Raw genomic sequence first — 22,477 nt, 5'->3', positions numbered from 1 at the left:
GCTAAAATAGTGCGGATTGTGTAATATTTATACGTTTTTCTTGTTTTTCAATATTTACTAAAAACAAACGTATCATCCACGCTTCTTCAATATACAACTGCGAACCTATATCTTCAAATGGTTCTGATAAAGCATCATATCTTTTTTCATTTAATACATAGAAAGGTTCTTGAATCGGAAAACGAAATGCTCTTGTTGCATTTTGCACATATAAACCTTTGTCTGTGTGGTTAAGTGTATATCCCAAATTAGTAAGCAGCGGTTCTGCTGCATAAAGAATTTTGCCATCCTTAAAAAGAACTTTCATCTTTTCCTGTTGTATCTCATTGATATATAAGGGTCTATAATCTTCAAATAATAATGGGAAATTTTCAGCACCTGCCTGCTCATTCAAAACAAAGAAGGAGGTTTTTAGATTGATAATATCTGTCAAAATCTCATCAAACTTCGCTGCAGTAAGTTGTTGTTTATTGTTAAGTAAAGCAGTTTGAAACTTCTTTCGTTGTTCGGAAGTTAAATAATTAGTTATCGTTTCGTACATCCAACTGGATTTTGGAGAGCCAACAGGCAACTCTAACAAAAAGCTACTTAGGACTTCAGCTATCAATTGATCATCTCGAGGTAATTCATATTGTGCTTGTATATTCTTAACGATAAGTTCATTTTGAATAGAAGCAATATCCTCCTGTTGAACAAATGCAATTCGAGAAGCATCAATATTACTTTTGTTTTTCTCAAAAATTACAGCTAAATGTTCGCTATTCGTATAATCTAACTCCCCCAGTAAGTTAGTGACTTCATCAGGCAAAGTATTTGAAGCGTATACTGTAAAATAATCATCTTCATATTGAATAGGCAAGACATTCTGCTGCCAATATAATTCTTCTACATCCCCAGCGCCAATAGAAAGTGAATAATCGATTAGCTCAAGGGAAGTTTTACCGATTAAAGGTAATCCTGATACCCACATACCGCCTCTTTTTAGTTCATCTGTAATTTGAAGTGAAGTTAGCGAAACAGCCCCAGTTTCTATTTTAACTAGGAAGTCTTGGATTAATTGGCCATCCTTTAAACCGTCTACTAAAGGAATTTCATAGGAAATGCTCTGTTTAGAGTTATCTTCTGCTTTAAACGTAGTCATGTCTTCAGTTAAGCGGTTGCAACTATCACTCGTATCTAAATCACAGCTTCTATTTTCGCTAATAATCGGCCATGTTACAATAACTTCTTCCTCAGGAAGATTGATAAAATGTTGTTTAATAACAATCTTATCCTTTTTTACTTTCATCTCTACATCCTGTTCATAGAAGAATACTTGTCCATTCTCTTCTAATCCTGAAGAGTACGCATCATATTGAAATAAGAGCAAAACACTATTAGTTACAATTAGGAATAGGCATAAAAAACTTAAAACAAATTTCATAGAATTGTCCTCCAACAAAGTGTTAAGATATATGAGAAAGGAAGTGTTTTCAATTGATCCAACGTTTTATAGAACTAGGCGAAGGTTATGGCGATATTTACGAGCTATGTGAACTCGCAAAAGTAAACAAAGAGCGTATACACCAAGCATTTATATTTTCTTCAACTAAAGACGATATAAAATATTTTTCCATAGCAATTGCTCTAAAACCAGTAAATACTGCAAATTTCTTTCCCATATATATATGTCGAGAGGGTATTGTTGAAACCCAAAAAGAATCTAAACGACTCAGTATTTTTAAGGAAGCTTTAAACGAAATAGCTATCCAACCTGTAACAGTCGATATAAAACATTCTTCCATCTATGTGGATGTTAATTTATATTATCAGTATATAATCGGTATTTTACGTTTAAACAATTTAATACCACCGCTTCAATAGGCTAGTTACAGTCCAATTTTGTAATCGTATTCTTTTGCTTTATCTGGTTTACTATTTTCAAATTCAGTTTTTAAAAACGGTCTATATGACTCTAAAATTTCCTTGACATAAGGCAGTTTGTTCATCTTTTGCTTAGCAGCGTCAATTTGATCTTGATCGCAATATAATACGACATATTTTTGTCTTTTAGAAATATAATGAACGTGACCAAACTTTCGCAAGGATTTAGCTTGTTTTAAATGATGTACATAGACAATTAGTCCTTGTCTTTCTGTCATACTTTTCCCCTCATTTCTTCCTCTCAAGAATAACATAGGGAGGAATTTGATAGCAACAACAACTAACTGACAGTTTTGTGTTCTTTAGATATAATAGGAAAATGCCTATATATTTTTTAAAAAAACATTTTACTCTTTTAAGGAGGAATTGAAACTATGGGTAAAAAATCAAATGTAGCTTTCGCACTTGCTGCTGCTGCAGGTGCAGCATGGGCTAGTACTAAAGTACTTTCTAAACCCCAAAGTCGTACCACCAAAAAAGCATTGGAATATGAACAACCTATTATATTGGCTCATCGTGGGGGCTCGGCACTTGCCCCCGAATGCTCTCCTTCTGCATTTGAACAAGCCGCCAAACTTGGAGTCCATGGTTTTGAAATTGATATAAGACTGACAAAAGATGAAGAGATAGTTGTATTTCATGATGAAGAATTAAACAGAGTTACTAACTTTACTGGTAGAATATCTGATTATACGTTAGCCCAATTGAAAGAAGCAGATCTTGGGCATCATTTTTTAGATATTGAAGGAGTTCCTTCTTACAAAAATTGTGGAGAACAGATTATCACTTTAGGAGAATTATTAAATTCATATCCACAGATGCTTATCAATATGGATATGAAAGATGCACCCAATACCTATGAAGGTAGTTTAATGCCTTCAAAACTTTGGAGACTTTTAGAGGAACATCAAGCATTCGATCGAGTTGTGGTTGCGAGTTTTTATGATGATCAACTAGATAGATTTAATCTATATGCACAAAACTCGGTTGCAATTGCTGCCAGTGAAAAAGAAGTAAGAAAAGCCTATACGGCATACTCAAGCAAACTAAAACATCTATATCATCCAAAGGCAGATGTTTTTCAGATTCCAGTCAAATCAAATGTATTTCCACTTGATAATCCTGGATTTATAAAGTTTTTGAATTCATTAAATATCCCTGTTCACTATTGGACAATTAATGATCCAGAAGTGATGAAAAAACTTATCAGCAATGGAGCTAAAGGAATAATTACCGACAGACCTGACTTAGCAATGGAAGTTTTGAAATTAGATTAGTGTCTAATTAAGAAGAAGTATGATTCAACTATAATATTTATCACCTCTATTGATTTCCGTTTCAGGTGGACGCTTTCCGCGGGGTGAGCGATGAGCCATCACCGTCGCTTCGCGTCGTTGTGATATCTCATCTGTCTCACTCATCCCGCTGGAGTCGCCAACTTATACTGCAATCAGAGATAGTAGTGCCCAACTAAGGATAGGACCAAAAAGCGTCCAGTGTAGAAGAAATTACAGTGTTTATAAGGTTACACTTCTTAATCAATCCGTTTCTTCAAATACTTAGATTTATATAACGAAAAATTTTATATTTGATTCAATTTTATAATTATTTATTTCCATTTAAAACACGAATATTTAGATGATATTTTCCGTTTATTAAAAGTGGATTTTGTTGATTGGAACGCAAGGTGGCGACTCCAGCGGGAACAGCGCGAGCTGAAAGCCCCGCAGGAACGCAGTGACGAGGAGATTGAAGCCGTGCCCGCGGAAAGCGTCCGCCTGGAGTGGAAATCAACTTTATTCGAATTATACTACTAATTACATAATTATAAAATTGACTCTTTATTTCTTTGTAAAAAAAGATGTGTGCATTTTATGCACACATCTCATAACTTTTGAAACTTTAGGCTGAACAAGAACAAGATCCACCTGTACCGCAGCCACTTCCACAACTAGAACCCGAAGAAGCAAAAAATGGGTTACTAACAGGAACTTTAACACCTTCTGAAACAGATTTACCAATTAATAAACTCACTTCGTCCAGTAAGTCCTGCAATTCGTTCTCAGCGACTTTCAAGTTCGCCACTGCATCTACCATATCTAATTTTCGTTTAGTTACTCGGATGTCTTTCATAACTTTCGAATAATCAGGATGGTATTTCCCGAAACGTTGAACCTCTTCGTATTGCTCTTTTAGCCTAGCGAAGCTATTAACCTCACCTACTAAAGATGTATCTGTATATACAGCACGATGTGCATCTAAGTATTGATAAAATTGTTCAGAGGAAAGAATCATAGTACATAATATATCCGATTGATCCATTATCTCGACCCATTCGTTTGTCATAATCATTTTGATTAACCTCCAATCATGTTAATCATACCAGAAAAGTAAAAATAAATGCCAAACTATTAACTTATTGTTAGGAGAAAATAATGAACAAACTACAAAATTTATTTGAAACAGTGACAGAAAACGCATCAGAACAAGAAATTAGCCTAGTAAATGATTTTCTAAATGCGATTCAACAAAAACAACAAAATGAAGCACCTACATACTTAAATGCTGTATTTCAAATGGACACCCAGTATGACGAAGGCCAATGTACTGTCACGATGCCAATAACTCCAATCTCGCATAATAGTTTCAATATGCCGCATGGCGGTATTATTGCTACACTTTCCGATAATGCGATGGGTTTTTTAATTAACAAGGATCTACACCCTGAGGGCAAAGGTGCAGTTACAACGAATATGACAATTCATTATGTTAAAGCATCAACAGAAAAAACCTTAATTGCAACTGCTAAATACCTACATAAGGGTCGTCAAACGATAGTTATGGAATGTACGGTAACACAACCGGATGGAAGAAAAATAGCTTATGCTACTGGATCATTTTTTGTGATTAACCCGCCCTCTTCTTCAAAATAGGTATTGACTACATCACGATCAGAAAAAGGGACTACAAGGTCATGTAAAATTTGCTCTTGTTCATGTCCCTTTCCTGCTATTAACACGGTATCCCCTGCTTGCGCCATTTGTAAAGCATATATAATAGCTTTTTTGCGATCTGGTTCTATTTGAAACTTCTGTATATCTAATCCTCTTACAATATCTTTAATAATATCTGCTGGACTTTCACTACGCGGATTATCCGAGGTGATTATAGCCTTTGTTGCAAAAGTTGTCGCAACTTTTCCCATTTCGTTTCTTTTTTTCTTATCTCTATCTCCTCCACATCCAAAAACAACGTAAATATTATTTTTAGCGAAGGATTTAATAGTTGTAAGACATACTTCCAGAGCATCAGGAGTATGCGCATAGTCGATAAATACTTTTATGCCCTCAAGGTTATCTATTTGTTGAAACCTACCAGTTGGAAGTGTTACTGGTTTTATGTTTTGTAGCGGTATATTCAAAGTCCATAACGACGCAAGTGCAGCAGCGAGATTCATCCCGTTATAAAATCCACTATTCCTCATTCGCACGTCAATCTCTTCGTTCTTTACTTTAAATTTATATATTATCTCGTCTTCTTCTTCATTTTCCTGTTTAAAAGCAACCGCATTACGAGTATCTACACCGAAACTAGTAATAGGTAAAAAAGAATTTTCTGCTACTGATCTACACCATTCGTCATCTGCGTTAACTACTAGTTTTTTACATAATGGGACGAGTAATTCTTTTGATTTCTTATAGGGAACCATTCCCCCGTGAAATTCAAGATGATCTTTTCCAATATTTAAAAATACACCGATATCGATTGGATAGCTTCCCAATCGATTGTCCAATAATCCTTGAGAAGATGCTTCTAATATAATGAACTCAACAGAATGCTTGGAACAATGCTGAACAATTTGGATAAAATCATAAAATGGCAACGTAGTATTATTTCGGAAATTTTGCTTCAACTGCCTACCGTTTATAAACACGCCTAATGTTCCGATTACACAAACCGATTTCCTCTGCTGCATGAGTAATTGAGCAATGAAAGATGCAACTGTTGTTTTACCATTAGTACCTGTTATTGCTACAGTTTTCATTTTGGTTCCATATAGTTCGTATGTTTTTTCACTAATTTTCTGCTTTAACCGGTCCAAATCCGAAGGAATAATAATCTGAGGAACACTGCAGTCAGCTATAAAAACTTCTGAAATTATTGCAATTGCCCCTAGTTGAATTGCTTCATCAATAATGCGAAGATTATTTCTTTCGGAAACAAAGATATCCCCTTCTTTAATTTGCTTTGAATAATTGATGATTTTGCTCTTTCGGCTTATTGAAAAGTCACCGATAATCCTATATGTTAATCCTTCTAAAAGTTCGTTTAACGGATAAATAGTACCACACTCCCTACACCATTCTTGTAAAATCGCATACAGTAAAATGAATTCCCTGTATCGTATGAACGGAGTGTTTGAAATGTCACGAATAGAGTGGTTGAGATTATGATTGTTCAAAAATTTGGCGGTATTGCCATGCAAAATCATCAGAACAGACAATTAGTAATACAACGAATCCAACAAGCAATTAATACCCATCAACAGGTTCTTGTCGTTGTTTCAGCAATGGGACGTAGAGGAAAGCCCTATGCAACTGATACTCTTTTAGATTTGCTTCCTTTAAACGACAGTAGTATTGAAACTGATTTACTCTCCGCATGTGGAGAACTAATCTCGAGTGCCGTATTAACAACAGAACTTAAAGCGCAAGGAATATCTTCTACTCTTCTTTATGGGAAAAGTGCTGGCATAATTACGAACGATACGTATGGAAATGCTCTTATAAAGAAAGTAGATCTTAGTTCTGTAAACCAAGCATTTAAAAATTTCCATTGTGTTATCGTTCCTGGTTTTCAAGGCTTTTCAGAAAGCACCCATAATTTCACTACATTAGGAAGAGGAGGTAGTGATTTAACAGCAGTAGTCTATGGCTATCATTTAAATGCAGATGTAGTTGAATTTTATAAAGATGTACCTGGTATAATGACGTCAGATCCGTTTACTAGTGACAATGTGGAACTTATTCCTTTTATGACTTATAAAGAGCTTGAAGAAAAGATTGATGAGCCAATCGAAGTCATACAAAAAAGAGCAGCTACATTCGCTGCTCTTCATCAAGTGCCTTTGCATATTCGGTCTTTGTATTTGGATAGTGAAGGTACCTTTGTCTCTAACTAATTATTGAGGTATGTTTTTGGGTGTATTTACTACTTTTCGTTCGATAAAGTTTTGAGTATAATAGCTACCGTATACCCCAATACCAGTATGTGTAAAGTCTTTACCTAATAAGATTTCTCGATGGTCTTTAGAGTTCAACCAACCATTTACAGCTTCCCCAGCATCAAAGTAAAAAGCAGCTGTATTACCGGCAGCACTAGAAAATTCAATGGATGATTCTTTCAATTGATCACTAAACTTAGATACTTCAAATTTTTCATTGGCCACAATATTGTTTCTAGCCATTTCTTCACTATTAGCCATCGCTATATTTTGCAATTCATTATCAGATACTAAAAGTTGAAGACCATTCCGATAACGATATACGTTTGTCAGTTCATAAATTTGACGCTCATTGGCACGATCTATTGCTACTTGTGAAAGAGAGTCGGGAGTTTTTGCTTCTACCATGATTCCGTTATATAAAATATCATATGGCTTATGTAACAAAATAGTCTTTGGATCTGTAAATCTCACTGCTTCTAATTGTTGACTTTCTGTATCAATGTATAACATAGCAAATAAATTATCAAACTGAACTAGTATTCTATTGTTTATGTCCTCTTCCGAAAGTGTAAAAGTATACGTATTTGAATCTATGGAAAATGTAATTTCCGATTGTACTAGTGTAAATCGATATATATCAGCTAGTTGTTGCCCAATTTTATATGGAGCCACTTCTACATTTTTTCCAGCTGCAAAGGCTTGAGTTACTTTGTCTCCTTCTATACCTATTAATAAATAAGTTGTAAGAGATTGATTGTACACCCACCATTCATAACCAAATGCTGATGGCTCGGTTCTAGTTGGTTTTCCTAACATCTCCACAACCGATTGGGCCGATTCTCCTACTAATGTTGAAATGCCATCTTTAGGACGTGTAAATACCGTCTCCACCTCCACAACTTCTGGAGTAGTATCAGGAATTACTTGACCTGAATTATTGGAACCAGTTATCAGTTTATTTTCATGTACAGGATTATCAAAATATATAAATATCACTAGTACTATAGCTATAGCGATAACAATTCTAATTAGATTATTCATCATATCTTTTTCACCTTTTTCTTCCCCCATTTCTCCTAGTATACCAAGCTTAACTAGAAAGACACAATGTTACCATTGCAACATTATGAAATTTGCATTAATATTAGTAGGAACAGATTCTATTTGGAATATGAACGTGAGGGAGGACAATTTAATGTATTTCGAAAACACTGGTATAGAAAACACTGTCATTGATCTAAATATATTAGACGATCTTATGAAAAAGCATGGTTTAGTTCGTGCAGGTCAATGGGATTATGAACGTGTAACATATGATAAAAAGTATATAATCAAAGAAGGTACTTTTTATCTTCGAGTATTTGGTTTTACAAAAGATGGCGATGTAGGTGCTCATGATGCGAACATTACTCTTTTAAAACCTGTTATAGGAAAACACTATTATCCTCATGGTGTTGAATATGGTGAAAATGAAGTTTTCCCAAAACATTTACTAAAATCAAGTGAACAAACATTAGCTGCAGTAAAAACAGAGTTAGCTGCTTTTGAAATTCACGCATAATAGGAATATCCTAAAACGCAAGAGTTTCATTCTCTTGCGTTTTTTCTGTTCAAAATTTACTAATTTGTCTATACTGTAATAAACGATAGAAAAGGAGTGTATGATGGTCTTAAATCTTTTTAAAAAGGAATATATAAAATATCTTTTTGTAAGCATTTTTCTTTTGTTGTTAATAATATTTATCCTTCCAGTTTCCATACCTATTATACTCGCATTACTGACTGCTATTATAATCGAGCCAATTGTTAAGTTCACTCAAAAAACATTTAAATGGAAGCGGAAACCTGCAGTCATAACAAATTTCGCTCTTTTTATCAGTATCATTTCCGGACTTTTATATTTAATAATAACAAAACTCTTTAGCCAGCTTATTTATACCTCACAGACTATTCCTACATATATTAATAACTGGACTGGATTATGGATTGATATGCAAAACAGTTTATTTCGATATACGGAAGGACTCCCTAAAGAAGTAGTAGAATCAATTCAAAAAAAATTTGACGCTACACTAGAAAGTATGAGAGATGCCCTGCTAGATATACTTAGCTATAGCAATATTACTGCATTGCTGACGAATATTCCAAACTTCTTAGTTAGTTTTATAGTTTTTATTATTGCTCTTTTTTTATTTATGTTAGATTTGCATAATTTACAAGTAAAGTTTTTTTATTATTTAACTGATAATACTGCAAGTAAAGTACGATTTATGTTTGCTAGTATAAAAAAAGTCGCTATTGGATTTATGAAAGCCCAAATTATAGCAAGCTTCATCATTTTAGGTGCCGCATTCCTTGGGCTACTGCTTATTATTACACCAAAATATGCTTTAATAATGGCAATTGTCATTTGGATAATCGATATCATCCCTATATTAGGTTCAATAGCTATTTTAGCACCTTGGGCTATTTATCATTATTTAACTGGAGACATGGTGATGGGAACCAAATTGGCTATTTTAGCTGTCGTTTTACTAATAATACGTAGAGCAGTGGAACCAAAGTTGATGGGTTCCCAAATGGGTATATCTCCATTAGCTATCCTTATAGCTATGTTTATCGGAGCAAAGCTTTTCGGTTTTATTGGATTTTTAATAGGTCCACTCGTTGTTATTATATTTATCACTGCAAAAGAGTCCGGCATGCTAAAACTAAATTTTAAGGTTTAAATGATTAAGTAAAAGTGCAAAATAGAATGCAGCTACTCTAATGATCTTTAAAAGGCAACGTTCTTATGGAATAAATCCATAAGAACGTTGCCTTTTGTTTTGTTCTTTATCTATCCACCTATTATTGCTTTAATAACTGAGGTAGTTTCTCCACCATGATAGAATACGTATAGCAATAAATACACAGCAACCCCTGTAATTGCAACAAAGAACCAAATAACACTGGTGATTGGCCCAATCTTACGATGCTTTTTAATGTTATTTTTATAACCTAAGTATAAAGTAACTAGGCCAAAAACTGCACCAGTCGTTGCTAATGTAATATGGAATATCAAAAAGATAGTGTAGTAAATTTTAATGTCATCAGGACCACCAAAAGCTGTATTTCCGATGAAAATAGTTCGCGATGCATAGATGATGAAGAAAAGTAAAGCCGAAATTGCAGCAGCAGTCATCGTTTTTTTGTGGGCATCAATTTTTCTTTGTTTAATAAGTGCCCAACCTATTGCAACTAACACCGCACTTAACACGATAAAAAATGTACTTATAGTTGGTAGAACCGGTAAATTCATTAATCATTCTCCTCAAATAACTTTATTAAGTTTAAAGGTCAGCTTGGACTTTTAAATCATCCAGAGCTTTTTGTGTGATTTCATCTGCATTATCTTGTTCATTTTTATACCACTTGAAGAAAATAGACATTAAAAATGCAGCATAAATTATTTCCTGTACGATTTTCATCAGTATTCCACCCAGTTGTTGATCATCGATAGGTGACATATTAGAAAATAATTCAGGTCCACTCAATGAAAGTCCTGCTAATGTACTTGCAGGTACACATAGCTCCATTGCTTTCAACCAAACATCTGGATTCGTATACGTATCATATAAAGGTGTCCCCGTAAATATAATTAACGCACATGCAGGAGTTATTAAAACTGCACTGCCTATTATGAAGCCAATCTTCTTTAAACCGTGTAGTCGTTGAGTAACTTCCTCAATATCTATAATAGACCACCACATGAAAACTGCTGAGATGAATAGGATAAACGTATATGTGCCATGTAGTCCTTCATCCAGTTTGATAGTATCAAATAATAAAGGAATGTGATAAATCGAAAACAAACCAGAAAATACTATAAGCGCTAGTAATGGCTTTGTTAATATTGGAAAAACCTTACGAACTACTGGCAATTCTATTACTACTTTCCAAACCCACCAAGGAATACCTTTCATCAGTAATGGCGGAACTAACAATAACAATAATGCCATCTGAACCATATGGAAAGAGAACATTATATGTGCCATTAAATCTACAGGTGAACCTTTCACAATATATAAAAGAACTATACCTATTAGAAAATAAGCAGCCTCTTTCTTTTTTAGTGGCTCTGATACTTTAAAGTCATTTCGCCATTTGACCGTTATTAAAAAATATAAAATAGTTAAAAATACTATAACACCAATCATTATAGGGCTCCACAATGCTTGGAATCCAAATATACTTATAGGCATAAGTATCATCGCTCCTTTTTAGGTAACTTCCTCTATTATATAGGTCAAACCCAATAACTTCAATGAACGAACTATGACATTTCGCTATTTTCAAATATCATTTTAATCAACAAAAAGCCGAGACAAAGTTTTTAACTTTGTCTCGGCTTTAAGTTGTTTAACCCCACCAAATAATAGTAAGGAAAGTTAAGATAAAAGTGAATGCTATTAAAACAGCACTGTATAAGAAAAACGCAACTACCTGATGATTTTTTTCACTCATATGCATGAAGTAGTAAAGCTGTAACACTACTTGAATTGCAGCAAGTAATAAAATCACTGGAACGATTAGATAGACAGAAAATCCAGCAGCTACTGCTGTAAAAGAAATTAAAGTTAAGAATATCATAATCCCAAAAGTAGTAACTTGGTTACGCATATCCTTTTTGCGTTTTTGCTTAATATAATCAAATTCTGTTTGAGATCTCACATAAACTTGAGCGTCGTGTGACATATTAACCAACAACTCCCATCAAGTATACTACTGTAAAGATGAACACCCAAACTACATCAATGAAATGCCAGTATAGGGAAGCAGTATAGTATTTTGGTGCATTATACAAACTAAATCCACGTTTTGCATTACGTACCATTAATAGAATAATCCATCCTAGTCCAATTACAACGTGCAATCCATGAGTACCTACAAGCGTAAAGAATGCAGATGAGAAAGCACTTTGTCCATAATGAAAACCTAAATGTACATAGTGATTAAACTCATAAATTTCTAAACCTAAGAATGCTAATCCCAACAGAACTGTGATAGCCAACCAAGTTTGCATACCTCTAAAATTATGGTTTTTCATATGATACATTGCATACACACTAGTTAGCGATGAAGTTAATAGAATCATCGTCATAATAAATACTAACGGTAATTCGAATAGTGTGTTAGTAGAGAATTCCATCCCACTTGGGCCTTTGTTTTTAAGCGCTAAATACGTAGCAAACAAACTTGCAAATAGTACAGTTTCTCCACCAAGGAATAACCAAAAACCTAAAAACTTATTCTTACCTTCTAAAGTAACTTGCTCAGGATGATCTGGCCAAGTTTGTGGGGTGTACTTTTTATTAAAGTCCATTATTATTTACCCCCTTTATCATTCATTAAATCTTCTTTGTGAATATGGAATCCATGATCATCTTTTATAGAACGAACAGCCATAGAACCAAGTGTAATTGCTAAACCTAATACTATAACAGGAATAGCCCAATCTTTTTCACCGTTATATAATGCTCCAAATGCAGCGATAAACAAACCGAAAGTCATAACAATTGGAATGATTGAATTGTTAGGCATATGGATATCAGAAAGTGGTTCTGCATATGTCATACCTTCTTTATTACCTTCTTGTTTTTCAATCCAGAATGTATCTAATCCACGAACAAGTGGAGTTTGTTTAAAGTTATAAAACGGAACTGGTTGAGGAATAGCCCACTCTAAAGTACGGCCGTCTTCCCATGGATCATTGCCAGCAGGTACATTCTTAACAACTGTTATGATAATGTTCACTACTAGAATAATAACTCCCACTGCCATGAATGCAGCTCCAATTGAACTGATTAAGTTGAATAAATCCCAACCTTGATCTGCTCCGAACGTAAATACGCGACGTGGCATACCCATTAGTCCTAAGAAATGCTGTATGAAGAACGTTAAATGGAATCCAATAAAGAAGAACCAGAACGTCCATTTACCTAGTTTTTCACTTAACATTTGGTTGAACATTAAAGGCCAATATAAGTGTACTGCTGCTAAAATTGCTAACACTACCCCACCTACGATTACATAGTGGAAATGAGCAACGATAAAGTATGAATCATGTAATTGATAATCAAGCGGAGCTGCTGCTTGCATAATACCAGTTACCCCACCTGCTACGAATGAAGGAATGAATCCTAACGCATAAAGCATTGGAGTTGTAACTTTAATACTTCCTCCCCAAATCGTAAGCAACCAGTTAAATATTTTCATACCAGTAGGAACAGCGATTGCCATAGTAGCAACTGCGAAAATAGCATTAGCTGTTGGTCCTAAACCAACCGTAAACATATGGTGAGCCCAAACCATGAAGCCTAAGAAACCAATTAATACAGTTGCAAAAACCATAGAAGAGTAACCGAATAAACGTTTACGTGAGAATAAAGCAAATATTTCTGAGAATATACCAAACGCAGGTAATATTAAGATGTATACTTCAGGATGCCCGAATATCCAGAATAAATGCTCCCAAATAATCGTATTACCACCCATTGTATGATCAAAGAAGTTACCACCGAACATGCGGTCTAAGATTAAGAAAAATAAACCAATAGTAAGTGGTGGGAATGCGAATAATATTAATGCACTAGCTACAAATGTAGTCCAAGTAAACAATGGCATACGCATGTATGTCATACCTGGTGCACGCATATTAATGATCGTTACAAGGAAGTTAATACCTCCTATATAGGTACCAGCACCGGCTATTTGAAGTCCAAGTGCATAAAAGTCAATACCATGACCAGGAGACGCTAGCGATAATGATGCGTAAGAAGTCCATCCCGCATCAGGCGCTCCTCCCATAAACCAAGATAGGTTAAGGAAAATACCACCGAACAAGAATAACCAAAATCCAAGTGAATTTAGAAATGGAAACGCTACGTCACGTGCACCAATTTGAAGTGGCATAACGGCGTTCATAAATCCAAATAATATCGGCATGGCCGCTAGGAAAATCATCGTTGTTCCGTGCATTGTAATAATTTCATTGAACAGTCCAGCACTAACAAAGTCATTATCTGGTTGTGCTAATTGAATACGAATAAGCATTGCCTCAATACCACCGATTACGAAGAACAAACCGCCGGCAGCAAGGTACATGACTGCAATTTTTTTATGGTCTACTGTTGTTAAATAGTCCCATAAAGTTGCGCCAAAGCCTTTTTTCTTTGCGATAGAACTCACAACTTTAACCTCCCTCATAATTTATCTGTGGAACTTATTTTTCTACAGATAGTCCCATTAGGTATGCTGCAAGAGCATCTAATTGAGCTTCACTAAACTTTTCGCCATCGTTAATAGCTTCTGGCTGAGGCATTAAGTTACCCGGTTTGTACTCTTGAGGATTATTAATCCATTTTTTTAAGTTTTCTTCATCATGAGCCATAAATCCAGCAACACGATTACGGTCACCAAAAGTAGCTAAGTTTGGTCCCACTCCACCTGTAGTGCCTGCTCCTGAAGTAGCATGACAAGCTATACAGCTAGTATTAAAGATTTCTTCACCTTCTGTTGCAAGATCATCTGTTGCAACATTTTGTGTAGATTTCATAGATTCAACCCAAGCATTGAAATCGTCTGATTCCAATGTTTTAACTTTGAAATCCATTAGAGCATGTGACGGTCCACAAAGTTCCGCACATTTACCATAGAACACACCTTGTTCTAAACTTGCAGATGCTTCATCAAATTCTAAATAGAACTGGTTAACGTTTTCTACGTTTGTATCCATTTTACCACCTGCTGTAGGAATCCAGAAGGAGTGCTTCACATCAGCAGCTTTTAAATTGAAAAATACTTTTTGATCAGTTGGTACTACTAACTCTTGAGATGTAACTATTCCAAGGTCTGGATACTCAAATTCCCACCAATAAAGTTTAGCAGTAACATTTACTGTTACATTTGTTTTGTTACCTTCTTCGTCTACTTGATCCATTGCAGCTACATCAGCATGTTTATACGTATAGTAAACAGTTGGAATAGCCAGAACGATTAACAGTATTATTGGAATAACTGTCCATACTATTTCAAGCGTATGACTTCCTTCTACTTGTTTAGGAATAACATCTTCCCCAACTTTTTTACGACGGAATTTCACTAGTGCAACAACATAAATAATTACTACTACAATAATAACTAAAGCCATAATAGCAGATGATAGTAATAACAAATTAAATTGATCTCTTCCGACTTGTCCTGCAGGTGTAAGCGTTGATAAGTATTCTTCGCCACAACCCGATAAGAAAATCGTTAGAGCTGCTAACAGTGAAAAAAGTCGCCATTTTTTAAGCCCTCTCATCATAGCTAAATCAAACCCCTCTTTCATAGTTGTTTTCATGTTTCTTTGGACTGTGGTTCTGTTTATATGAATTCTTGTTGACTAAAGAAAGAATTCCAGCAATTAGATAAAGATAGAAAAAATAATTATAGCTACGAATAATATCGTCATATAGTTTAAGGAATATATAAACATTCCTGTCGCCCACTTGATATCATCTTTCACACGGAAACCTTTTATAGAGAAGTATAACCACCCCAAGTTAAGTGCTGTTGCCAACGCAACAAATAGTACACCTAAGTCCATCAATAAAAATGGTAATGGGAATAATAATAGAATCCATAAAAGAATTGACACTTTTGTACGTTTGAAACCTTTTACTACAGGCAGCATGGGAATATTAGCAGCACGATATTCTTCCGTGCGCTTCATCGCAAGCGCATAAAAGTGTGGAGGTTGCCATGCAAACATAATTAAAAATAAAGCTAATGCTCCAAAACCTAAGCTAGGTTCAACAGCTGCCCATCCAATCACCGGCGGTATTGCACCAGATATACTGCCAACTATAGTATTACTCACATGCTTTCGTTTAGACCACATCGAGTATAACACAACGTAACTGACGATTCCTGCTAGTCCCCAAACTCCAGCTGAAGTAGAGGCCATAAACAACAATATTTCACCTACAATCATTAGTGAAAACGAAGTTATTAACACTGATGTTGGACTAAAACGTCCAGTAACTGTAGGTCTACCTTTTTTGCTCTTCATGACAGGATCTATATCACGATCGATAAAATTATTCATAGCTGCAGAACCTGCGATAATCATGCCCGATCCAATTAGCGTATAAAATAATATGTCTAACTCTCTAAGAAAGTTTCGATCCGTAAATTGAAATGCTAGCCACATACCAGTAAATGTTGTAAATAAGTTAGAGTTAACTATACCTATTTTAATGAGCGATAGAAAATCTTGATAAAAAGTATTATTAATTTGTTCAGATTCCCTCTCATTAGTCGCGGTAATAGAATGACCATTTGACATGCTGCCCCTCCTTTCAAAGTTGTAAGCATATTCCGCTACCTTTTACTATAACGAAAATCTTTCTTAATTTCTACAGTTAATGATAATTTTCGCATAAATATAGTTTAGACAGTTTTTTTTATACTCAGAACATATCAATAGTAAATCATTTCTAGATTTTATTTGTGAAAGTTAGAGTACGAATTTATGAACATTTTGTGAATAACTATAACTAGGTATATTAGTTTGAAGGTTATACATTGTATTTTCCATCGCGATTCGATATCATCAAAAAGCAGATACCGTCTTTTCAAGACGAGCAAGATACACAAAGTAGGTGGCGTAATGCACATTCATAAAATTTTAAAATGGTTAGCTGTTGCTTCTACAGTAGGTATGCTGCTCATTCTTTTAGGAGGAGCATTAGTTACTAAAACCGATAGTGGTATGGGTTGCGGTAGACACTGGCCTGGCTGTAATGGACAACTTATACCTGATGTTATAACAGCTGAAGTATTGATTGAATTCTCTCATCGTCTAGTTACAGGTGCTGTTGGTATATTAATCGTAGCACTTGCAGTTTGGGCATGGAAAGCACTTGGACATGTCCGAGAAACAAAATTTTTATCAGCAATGGCAGTTTTTTTCTTAGTAGCGCAAGCATTAATTGGTGCTGCCCAGGTAAAATGGGGACAAGGTGACTTTATACTGGCTCTTCATTTTGGAATCTCTCTAATCTCTTTTGCTTCGGTGTTATTACTGACCTTATTAATTTTTGAGATTGATCGCAAGTTTGATACAGATAAGATCAGAATCGGCAAAACATTAAAATTCCATACAATTGGTGTAACACTTTATTCTTATATTGTTATTTACACCGGCGCATTAGTACGACATACAGAATCTAGTCTCATATGTAACGATTGGCCCTTATGCAATAATGACCAGTTTGCTCTTCCTACTAATTTATACGAGTGGGTCCAAATGGGACATCGAGCTGCTGCAGGATTAATATTTATATGGATACTCATTATTGCGATTCATGTAATGCGAAATTATAAACAGCAACGCGCAATTTACTGGGGATGGACCATCTCTTTAATATTAGTTTCGTGCCAAGTAGTTACCGGTATGTTAGTTGTATTGACTAAACTTAATCTTTACTTAGCTTTACTACATTCTTTATTTATCTCCTTACTATTCGGTTTACTCTGTTATATGATTCTATTGTTATCCAGAAGTAAATTGAATAACTAAAAGAATAAAGGCTGTTAGACAGAAATGTCTAACAGCCTTTTAATTATTCTTTATCCATGACAATCAATAAATCACCTGTTGCAATTGCTTCTCCAGCAACAACATGAATCTCTTTTACAACTCCGTTAAATGGTGCTTGGACTGTAGTTTCCATTTTCATCGCTTCTGTAATAAGAAGATGTTGACCTCTTTTTACTTTGCTACCTGTAGAAATTGCAACCTTTAGAACAGTACCTGGCATAGTTGCTCCAATATGACCATCATTCGTTAAATCCGCCTTAGGTTTTGATAAATGACTCACTTCTACATTCATATCTTGAATAGAAATTTCTCGTGGTTGACCGTTTAGTTCGAAGTAAATAATACGGTTACCATCATGAGTCGGCTCACTTATAGACACTAACTTGATGATTAACGTTTTTCCAACTTCAATTTCTACTTCAATTTCTTCTCCTAATCTCAATCCGTATAAAAACGTCGGCGTATCTAGTACGGAAACATCCCCAAAGTTTTTATCTGTTTCACTATATTCTTCAAAAACCTTTGGATATAACGTATAAGCAAGAACTTCTTGGCTAGTAACAGGGCGCTCTAATTTATGGAATAGCATTTCTTTAATCGCTTCGAAATCAACCGGCTCCAATAATTCACCCGCACGCACCGTGATTGGTTCACGATCTTTTAAAATTACTTTCTGTAGCTCTTTTGGGAATCCTCCATAAGGTTGCCCAATATATCCTTCAAAAAACTCTATAACGGAATCTGGGAAATCGATGGTTTTACCTCTCGTAATGACAGAAACTTCGTCTAAGTTATTTTGTACCATGAATAGTGCCATATCCCCTACTACCTTAGAAGAAGGAGTAACTTTTACCACATCACCAAATAACATGTTTACGCGAGAATACATCTCTTTTACTTCTTCCCAGCGATCGCCAAGCCCTACTGCTTTCGCTTGTTGTTGAAGATTACTATATTGGCCACCTGGCATCTCATGAACATAAACTTCCGTATGGGGACTCATCATACCGCTTTCAAAGTCTTGATAATACTTGCGGACATCTTCCCAGTAATAAGAAATTTTCTCAAAAGCATCGATATTTCCTATAACTTCTCTGTTCGATCCTTTTAACGCATAACTTAGACTACTTGAACTCGGTTGAGAGGTTAGACCTGCCATAGCCCCTAATGCCGTGTCGACTATATCTACACCAGCTTCAATTGCTTTTGCATAAGTAAATACTCCGTTACCGCTTGTATCATGTGTATGAAGATGTATAGGAATGTCAACCGTGCTCTTTAACTCGCTTACTAACCGATAAGCTGCTTCAGGTTTTAATAATCCAGCCATATCCTTAATCGCTAGAATATGCGCTCCAGCGCTTTCTAATTCTTTTGCCATGTCTTTATAATACTGCACCGTATATTTGTCTCTAGAGTCATCTAAAATGTCTCCTGTGTAACATAACGCCGCTTCTGCTATCTTCCCTGATTGTCTAGTTGCATCTATCGCAACTTCCATCCCTTTTATCCAGTTTAAGCTGTCAAAGATTCGGAATACGTCAATGCCCGCTTCTGCAGATTTTTGTATAAATTCCTTTATAACGTTATCTGGGTAGTTTTTGTATCCTACTGCATTGGCTCCACGGAATAACATTTGGAATAAGACATTTGGAATCATTTCTCTCATTTTTATCAAACGATCCCATGGATTTTCTTTTAAGAAGCGGTAAGCAACGTCAAAAGTTGCTCCTCCCCACATTTCATATGAAAACAAATTATGCATTCCTTGCGCTGATTCTTTCGCAATACCGAACATGTCATGAGAGCGAACGCGTGTTGCTAATAATGATTGATGTGCATCTCGGAAAGTTGTATCCGTTAATAGAACACCTTGTTGCTCCTTCACCCATTTAATCACTCCATCGGCACCTTGTTCATCTAAAATTTGTTTTGTGCCTTTAGGTGGAGCAGTACTTAGATCAAAACTAGGTGTTCTAGCCTCTCCAAAGATAGGCTTGGACTTTTTCTCGATACCTGGGAAACCATTAACAGTAACATTCCCTATATAATTTAACAATTTAGTACCACGGTCTTTGCGATTAGGGAATAAAAACAACTCAGGTGTAGAATCAATGAAACTCGTATTAAATTGTCCAGAAATGAAGCTCGGATGTTTTACGACATTTTCTAAGAATGGGATATTCGTTTTAATCCCCCGGATTCGGAACTCCTGCAAATTTCTGTCCATTTTAGCAGCAGCTTCCTTGAAGGACATACCCCAAGTACTAACTTTAACTAACAGAGAATCGTAGTACGGGGTGATAATAGCCCCTTGGAAACCATTTCCTGCGTCTAAGCGTACACCAAACCCTCCACCCGAACGATATACCATTAACTTTCCTGTATCAGGCATGAAGTTATTTAAAGGGTCCTCCGTTGTTACTCGTGACTGAATAGCGAATCCGAATAATGGGATATCTTCTTGCTTTGGAATTCCCATCTCTTCACTATTAAGAGCAATACCATCTGCGATTTTAATCTGTGCATGGACAATATCCACCCCAGTAATCATTTCTGTAATTGTATGTTCCACTTGAATGCGTGGGTTTACTTCGATAAAAAAGAATTCATTATCTGTCACTAAAAACTCTACTGTTCCTGCATTTATGTAAGATACATTATTCATTAATTGGACAGCTGCATCACATATTTTATCGCGCAATTCTGAATTTAATGAATTTGAAGGTGCTATTTCTACGACCTTTTGATGTCTTCTTTGTATAGAACAATCACGTTCATATAAATGGATTAAATTACCTTGAGTATCTCCTAGAATTTGAACTTCAATATGTTTAGGTTCGAAAATACAGCGTTCTACATATACTTCATCTGAACCAAAAGCCGCTTTCGCTTCGGATTTAGCACGTTCAAATGCACTTTCAAGCTCATCTTCCGATTGAACAACGCGCATCCCGCGTCCACCGCCACCTAAAGAAGCTTTAATCATTAATGGATAGCCATGGGCTTCCCCAAATGCCTTAACCTCTTCTACAGTATCTAAAGGACCATCGCTACCCGGTATAACAGGTATACCCGCTAATGTTGCTTGTTCACGGGCTTTTACTTTATCGCCAAACATATCTAAATGCTTGGATGTTGGACCGATGAAAATAATTCCTTCTTCTTCACATCTCTTCGCAAAATCCACATTTTCAGAAAGGAAACCATACCCCGGATGAATGGCATCAGCCTTACTTTCTTTAGCAATTCGAATAATATCTTCAATATCTAAGTATGCATCAATAGGCTTCTTACCTTCACCAACAAGATAAGACTCATCGGATTTAAATCGATGGAACGAGCCGGTATCTTCTCTTGAATATATAGCGACTGTTCGAAGGTTTAACTCCGTACATGCTCGAAAAATACGGATTGCAATTTCTCCCCTGTTTGCAACTACAATCTTTTTAATCTTATTCATTCAATTCGCCCCTTATTGTCTATTTTTTTCATGCTTCACGAACATAGATACGTTCATCAATATCCCAAGTGCTGCCGATAAAATAATTACGGAAGTACCCCCGTAACTTATAAACGGAAGTGGTACCCCAGTTAGCGGAATAATTCCAAGCATTCCACCTAAATTTATAAAGGTTTGAAACCCTATAATACTACCAATACCCGCAGCGATCATGCGAGCTTGTGGATCTTTTGTAGATAAAGCAATACTAATAGCTTTAAAAACAATAAAAAACAATCCACATAAAACAATTAATACTCCGATTAGTCCAAGTTCTTCTGCTATGATAGCCATGATAAAATCAGTATGTGGTTCTGGTAAATATCCATATTTCTGATTGGAATTCCCTAAGCCTAAACCAGTTAAACCACCTGATCCAATAGCAATATAACCATTTACAATTTGATATCCAAATCCTTGCTCGTAATCAAAAGGATTGAAAAACGCTTCTAACCTCCCTCTACGACGTTCTGTCAACAACGCATCTTTTAGCATATAGATGGCAAACAATCCTGCTACTATAACTATACCAATTAATCCGATTATTTTGGAAAATGATTTAAATTTAATTCCACTTGCTGCAATTACTGAAATAGCAACGAAACTAATAATCATTGTATTTCCAACATCCGTCTCCATCATGATTGAAACGAAAACAAAAAATAACACGATTAATGGTGGTCCAACAGATTCGTTTAATTTATTTAATGTACCATTTTCTGATTTTTTTGCAAATATACCTGCGAAATATAAAATTATTACTAGTTTAGCAATTTCGGATGGTTGTACATTAAAACCTATATCTATCCAACTTTGCGAACCACTCTCTCCACCCACACCGATAAAGTGGACGGAAAATAAAAGTGTAAACATCACAAGAAGCATGAGTTTCATTACTGTTTTGTTTTTATAATGTTTATATGGAAAAAAAGCTGTTATAAATAAAACCGGAATACATAGTAATAAGTTAGTTTTTTGCTTATTAAAGAAGTAATCTGGCTCCCACCCATAATTGAGTACGGCCCACCCCATACTGGCGCTATAAATCATTACCAAACCGAAAAGGCACAAAGCTAAGTATACAAAAAATAATGGGTAGTCAAAGTTTTTAGCGTAACGTTTTAAATATGTAGTCATATAATCATACCTCTATTTCTTTGGATAGAAAAAAAACTCAAACAGATAGTTTGTTTGAGTT

The 22,477-nt window shown here is 35.3% G+C and carries 21 protein-coding genes; 7 read left to right on the top strand and 14 right to left on the bottom strand.

The window, feature by feature from the left end; translation table 11 throughout:
- Position 1: 1 nt before the first annotated feature.
- Positions 2 to 1,423: a hypothetical protein gene (locus MKX53_RS05395; protein WP_340909706.1), complete on the bottom strand. Its 1,422-nt coding sequence runs from the start codon at positions 1,421 to 1,423 to the stop codon at positions 2 to 4.
- Between the two features lie 53 nt (positions 1,424 to 1,476).
- Between MKX53_RS05395 and MKX53_RS05390 the strand changes: the two genes are divergently transcribed.
- On the top strand, positions 1,477 to 1,863 hold the full coding sequence (locus MKX53_RS05390) for a DUF7147 family protein (RefSeq protein ID WP_093535360.1): 387 nt from the start codon (positions 1,477 to 1,479) through the stop codon (positions 1,861 to 1,863).
- A gap of 5 nt (positions 1,864 to 1,868) precedes the next feature.
- Here the strand turns inward: MKX53_RS05390 and MKX53_RS05385 are convergent, their stop codons facing one another.
- Positions 1,869 to 2,141: a YlbG family protein gene (locus MKX53_RS05385; protein WP_090562904.1), complete on the bottom strand. Its 273-nt coding sequence runs from the start codon at positions 2,139 to 2,141 to the stop codon at positions 1,869 to 1,871.
- Positions 2,142 to 2,297: 156 nt separating this feature from the next.
- On the opposite strand from MKX53_RS05385, the gene MKX53_RS05380 reads away from it, so the two are divergent.
- On the top strand, positions 2,298 to 3,200 hold the full coding sequence (locus tag MKX53_RS05380; RefSeq protein WP_340909704.1) for a glycerophosphodiester phosphodiesterase: 903 nt from the start codon (positions 2,298 to 2,300) through the stop codon (positions 3,198 to 3,200).
- A gap of 625 nt (positions 3,201 to 3,825) precedes the next feature.
- Here the strand turns inward: MKX53_RS05380 and MKX53_RS05375 are convergent.
- Positions 3,826 to 4,275, bottom strand: a complete 450-nt coding sequence (locus tag MKX53_RS05375) for a YlbF family regulator (protein ID WP_340909702.1) — start codon at positions 4,273 to 4,275, stop codon at positions 3,826 to 3,828.
- An 83-nt stretch (positions 4,276 to 4,358) separates the two neighbouring features.
- On the opposite strand from MKX53_RS05375, the gene MKX53_RS05370 reads away from it, so the two are divergent.
- Entirely contained in the window at positions 4,359 to 4,856 is a 498-nt protein-coding gene (locus MKX53_RS05370) for a PaaI family thioesterase (RefSeq protein ID WP_340909699.1), read from the top strand.
- On the opposite strand, the gene MKX53_RS05365 is transcribed toward MKX53_RS05370, so the two are convergent.
- Entirely contained in the window at positions 4,805 to 6,385 is a 1,581-nt protein-coding gene (locus MKX53_RS05365) for a UDP-N-acetylmuramoyl-L-alanyl-D-glutamate--2,6-diaminopimelate ligase (RefSeq protein ID WP_340909698.1), read from the bottom strand. The genes MKX53_RS05370 and MKX53_RS05365 overlap by 52 nt on opposite strands.
- Here MKX53_RS05365 and MKX53_RS05360 point away from each other — a divergent pair.
- Entirely contained in the window at positions 6,374 to 7,105 is a 732-nt protein-coding gene (locus MKX53_RS05360; protein ID WP_340761855.1) for an amino acid kinase family protein, read from the top strand. The genes MKX53_RS05365 and MKX53_RS05360 overlap by 12 nt on opposite strands.
- Here MKX53_RS05360 and MKX53_RS05355 read toward each other — a convergent pair whose 3' ends face one another.
- On the bottom strand, positions 7,106 to 8,221 hold the full coding sequence (locus MKX53_RS05355) for a CAP domain-containing protein (RefSeq protein ID WP_340761853.1): 1,116 nt from the start codon (positions 8,219 to 8,221) through the stop codon (positions 7,106 to 7,108).
- Between the two features lie 124 nt (positions 8,222 to 8,345).
- On the opposite strand from MKX53_RS05355, the gene MKX53_RS05350 reads away from it, so the two are divergent.
- Positions 8,346 to 8,711 carry a YugN family protein gene (locus MKX53_RS05350; RefSeq protein WP_340761852.1) on the top strand — a complete coding sequence of 122 codons (366 nt, stop codon included), beginning with the start codon at positions 8,346 to 8,348 and terminating at the stop codon, positions 8,709 to 8,711.
- 100 nt (positions 8,712 to 8,811) lie between these two features.
- On the top strand, positions 8,812 to 9,879 hold the full coding sequence (gene ytvI / locus MKX53_RS05345) for a sporulation integral membrane protein YtvI (protein ID WP_340909697.1): 1,068 nt from the start codon (positions 8,812 to 8,814) through the stop codon (positions 9,877 to 9,879).
- A 110-nt stretch (positions 9,880 to 9,989) separates the two neighbouring features.
- Here ytvI and MKX53_RS05340 read toward each other — a convergent pair whose 3' ends face one another.
- The 7 genes from MKX53_RS05340 to cyoE all read right to left on the bottom strand — a co-directional run bounded on the left by MKX53_RS05340 (position 9,990) and on the right by cyoE (position 16,520).
- Positions 9,990 to 10,451, bottom strand: a complete 462-nt coding sequence (locus tag MKX53_RS05340) for a DUF420 domain-containing protein (protein ID WP_093535378.1) — start codon at positions 10,449 to 10,451, stop codon at positions 9,990 to 9,992.
- 31 nt (positions 10,452 to 10,482) lie between these two features.
- On the bottom strand, positions 10,483 to 11,394 hold the full coding sequence (gene ctaG, locus MKX53_RS05335; RefSeq protein WP_340761849.1) for a cytochrome c oxidase assembly factor CtaG: 912 nt from the start codon (positions 11,392 to 11,394) through the stop codon (positions 10,483 to 10,485).
- 157 nt (positions 11,395 to 11,551) lie between these two features.
- Positions 11,552 to 11,887: a cytochrome c oxidase subunit IVB gene (gene ctaF / locus MKX53_RS05330; RefSeq protein ID WP_340909694.1), complete on the bottom strand. Its 336-nt coding sequence runs from the start codon at positions 11,885 to 11,887 to the stop codon at positions 11,552 to 11,554.
- Between the two features lies 1 nt (position 11,888).
- Positions 11,889 to 12,515 carry a cytochrome (ubi)quinol oxidase subunit III gene (locus MKX53_RS05325; RefSeq protein ID WP_340761848.1) on the bottom strand — a complete coding sequence of 209 codons (627 nt, stop codon included), beginning with the start codon at positions 12,513 to 12,515 and terminating at the stop codon, positions 11,889 to 11,891.
- Positions 12,516 to 12,517: 2 nt separating this feature from the next.
- On the bottom strand, positions 12,518 to 14,380 hold the full coding sequence (locus tag MKX53_RS05320) for a cytochrome c oxidase subunit I (RefSeq protein ID WP_093535386.1): 1,863 nt from the start codon (positions 14,378 to 14,380) through the stop codon (positions 12,518 to 12,520).
- 34 nt (positions 14,381 to 14,414) lie between these two features.
- Positions 14,415 to 15,497 carry a cytochrome c oxidase subunit II gene (coxB, locus tag MKX53_RS05315; protein ID WP_340909692.1) on the bottom strand — a complete coding sequence of 361 codons (1,083 nt, stop codon included), beginning with the start codon at positions 15,495 to 15,497 and terminating at the stop codon, positions 14,415 to 14,417.
- Positions 15,498 to 15,596: 99 nt separating this feature from the next.
- Positions 15,597 to 16,520: a heme o synthase gene (gene cyoE / locus MKX53_RS05310; protein ID WP_340909691.1), complete on the bottom strand. Its 924-nt coding sequence runs from the start codon at positions 16,518 to 16,520 to the stop codon at positions 15,597 to 15,599.
- Positions 16,521 to 16,844: 324 nt separating this feature from the next.
- Here cyoE and MKX53_RS05305 point away from each other — a divergent pair, with 324 nt between their 5' ends.
- Positions 16,845 to 17,756, top strand: a complete 912-nt coding sequence (locus MKX53_RS05305; RefSeq protein WP_340761846.1) for a COX15/CtaA family protein — start codon at positions 16,845 to 16,847, stop codon at positions 17,754 to 17,756.
- Positions 17,757 to 17,799: 43 nt separating this feature from the next.
- Here the strand turns inward: MKX53_RS05305 and pyc are convergent, their stop codons facing one another.
- Together pyc and MKX53_RS05295 are read right to left on the bottom strand one after the other, a co-directional pair.
- Positions 17,800 to 21,240, bottom strand: coding sequence for a pyruvate carboxylase (gene pyc / locus MKX53_RS05300; protein WP_340909689.1), 3,441 nt, complete (start codon positions 21,238 to 21,240; stop codon positions 17,800 to 17,802).
- A gap of 12 nt (positions 21,241 to 21,252) precedes the next feature.
- Positions 21,253 to 22,416 carry an FtsW/RodA/SpoVE family cell cycle protein gene (locus MKX53_RS05295; RefSeq protein WP_340761843.1) on the bottom strand — a complete coding sequence of 388 codons (1,164 nt, stop codon included), beginning with the start codon at positions 22,414 to 22,416 and terminating at the stop codon, positions 21,253 to 21,255.
- Positions 22,417 to 22,477 lie beyond the last annotated feature (61 nt).

It is taken from the genome of Psychrobacillus sp. FSL K6-4615 (genome assembly GCF_038008225.1).
GTDB lineage: Bacteria > Bacillota > Bacilli > Bacillales_A > Planococcaceae > Psychrobacillus > Psychrobacillus psychrotolerans.
Note: the sequence above shows the minus strand (reverse complement) of the source record. Positions and strands in the feature narration are given on the sequence as shown.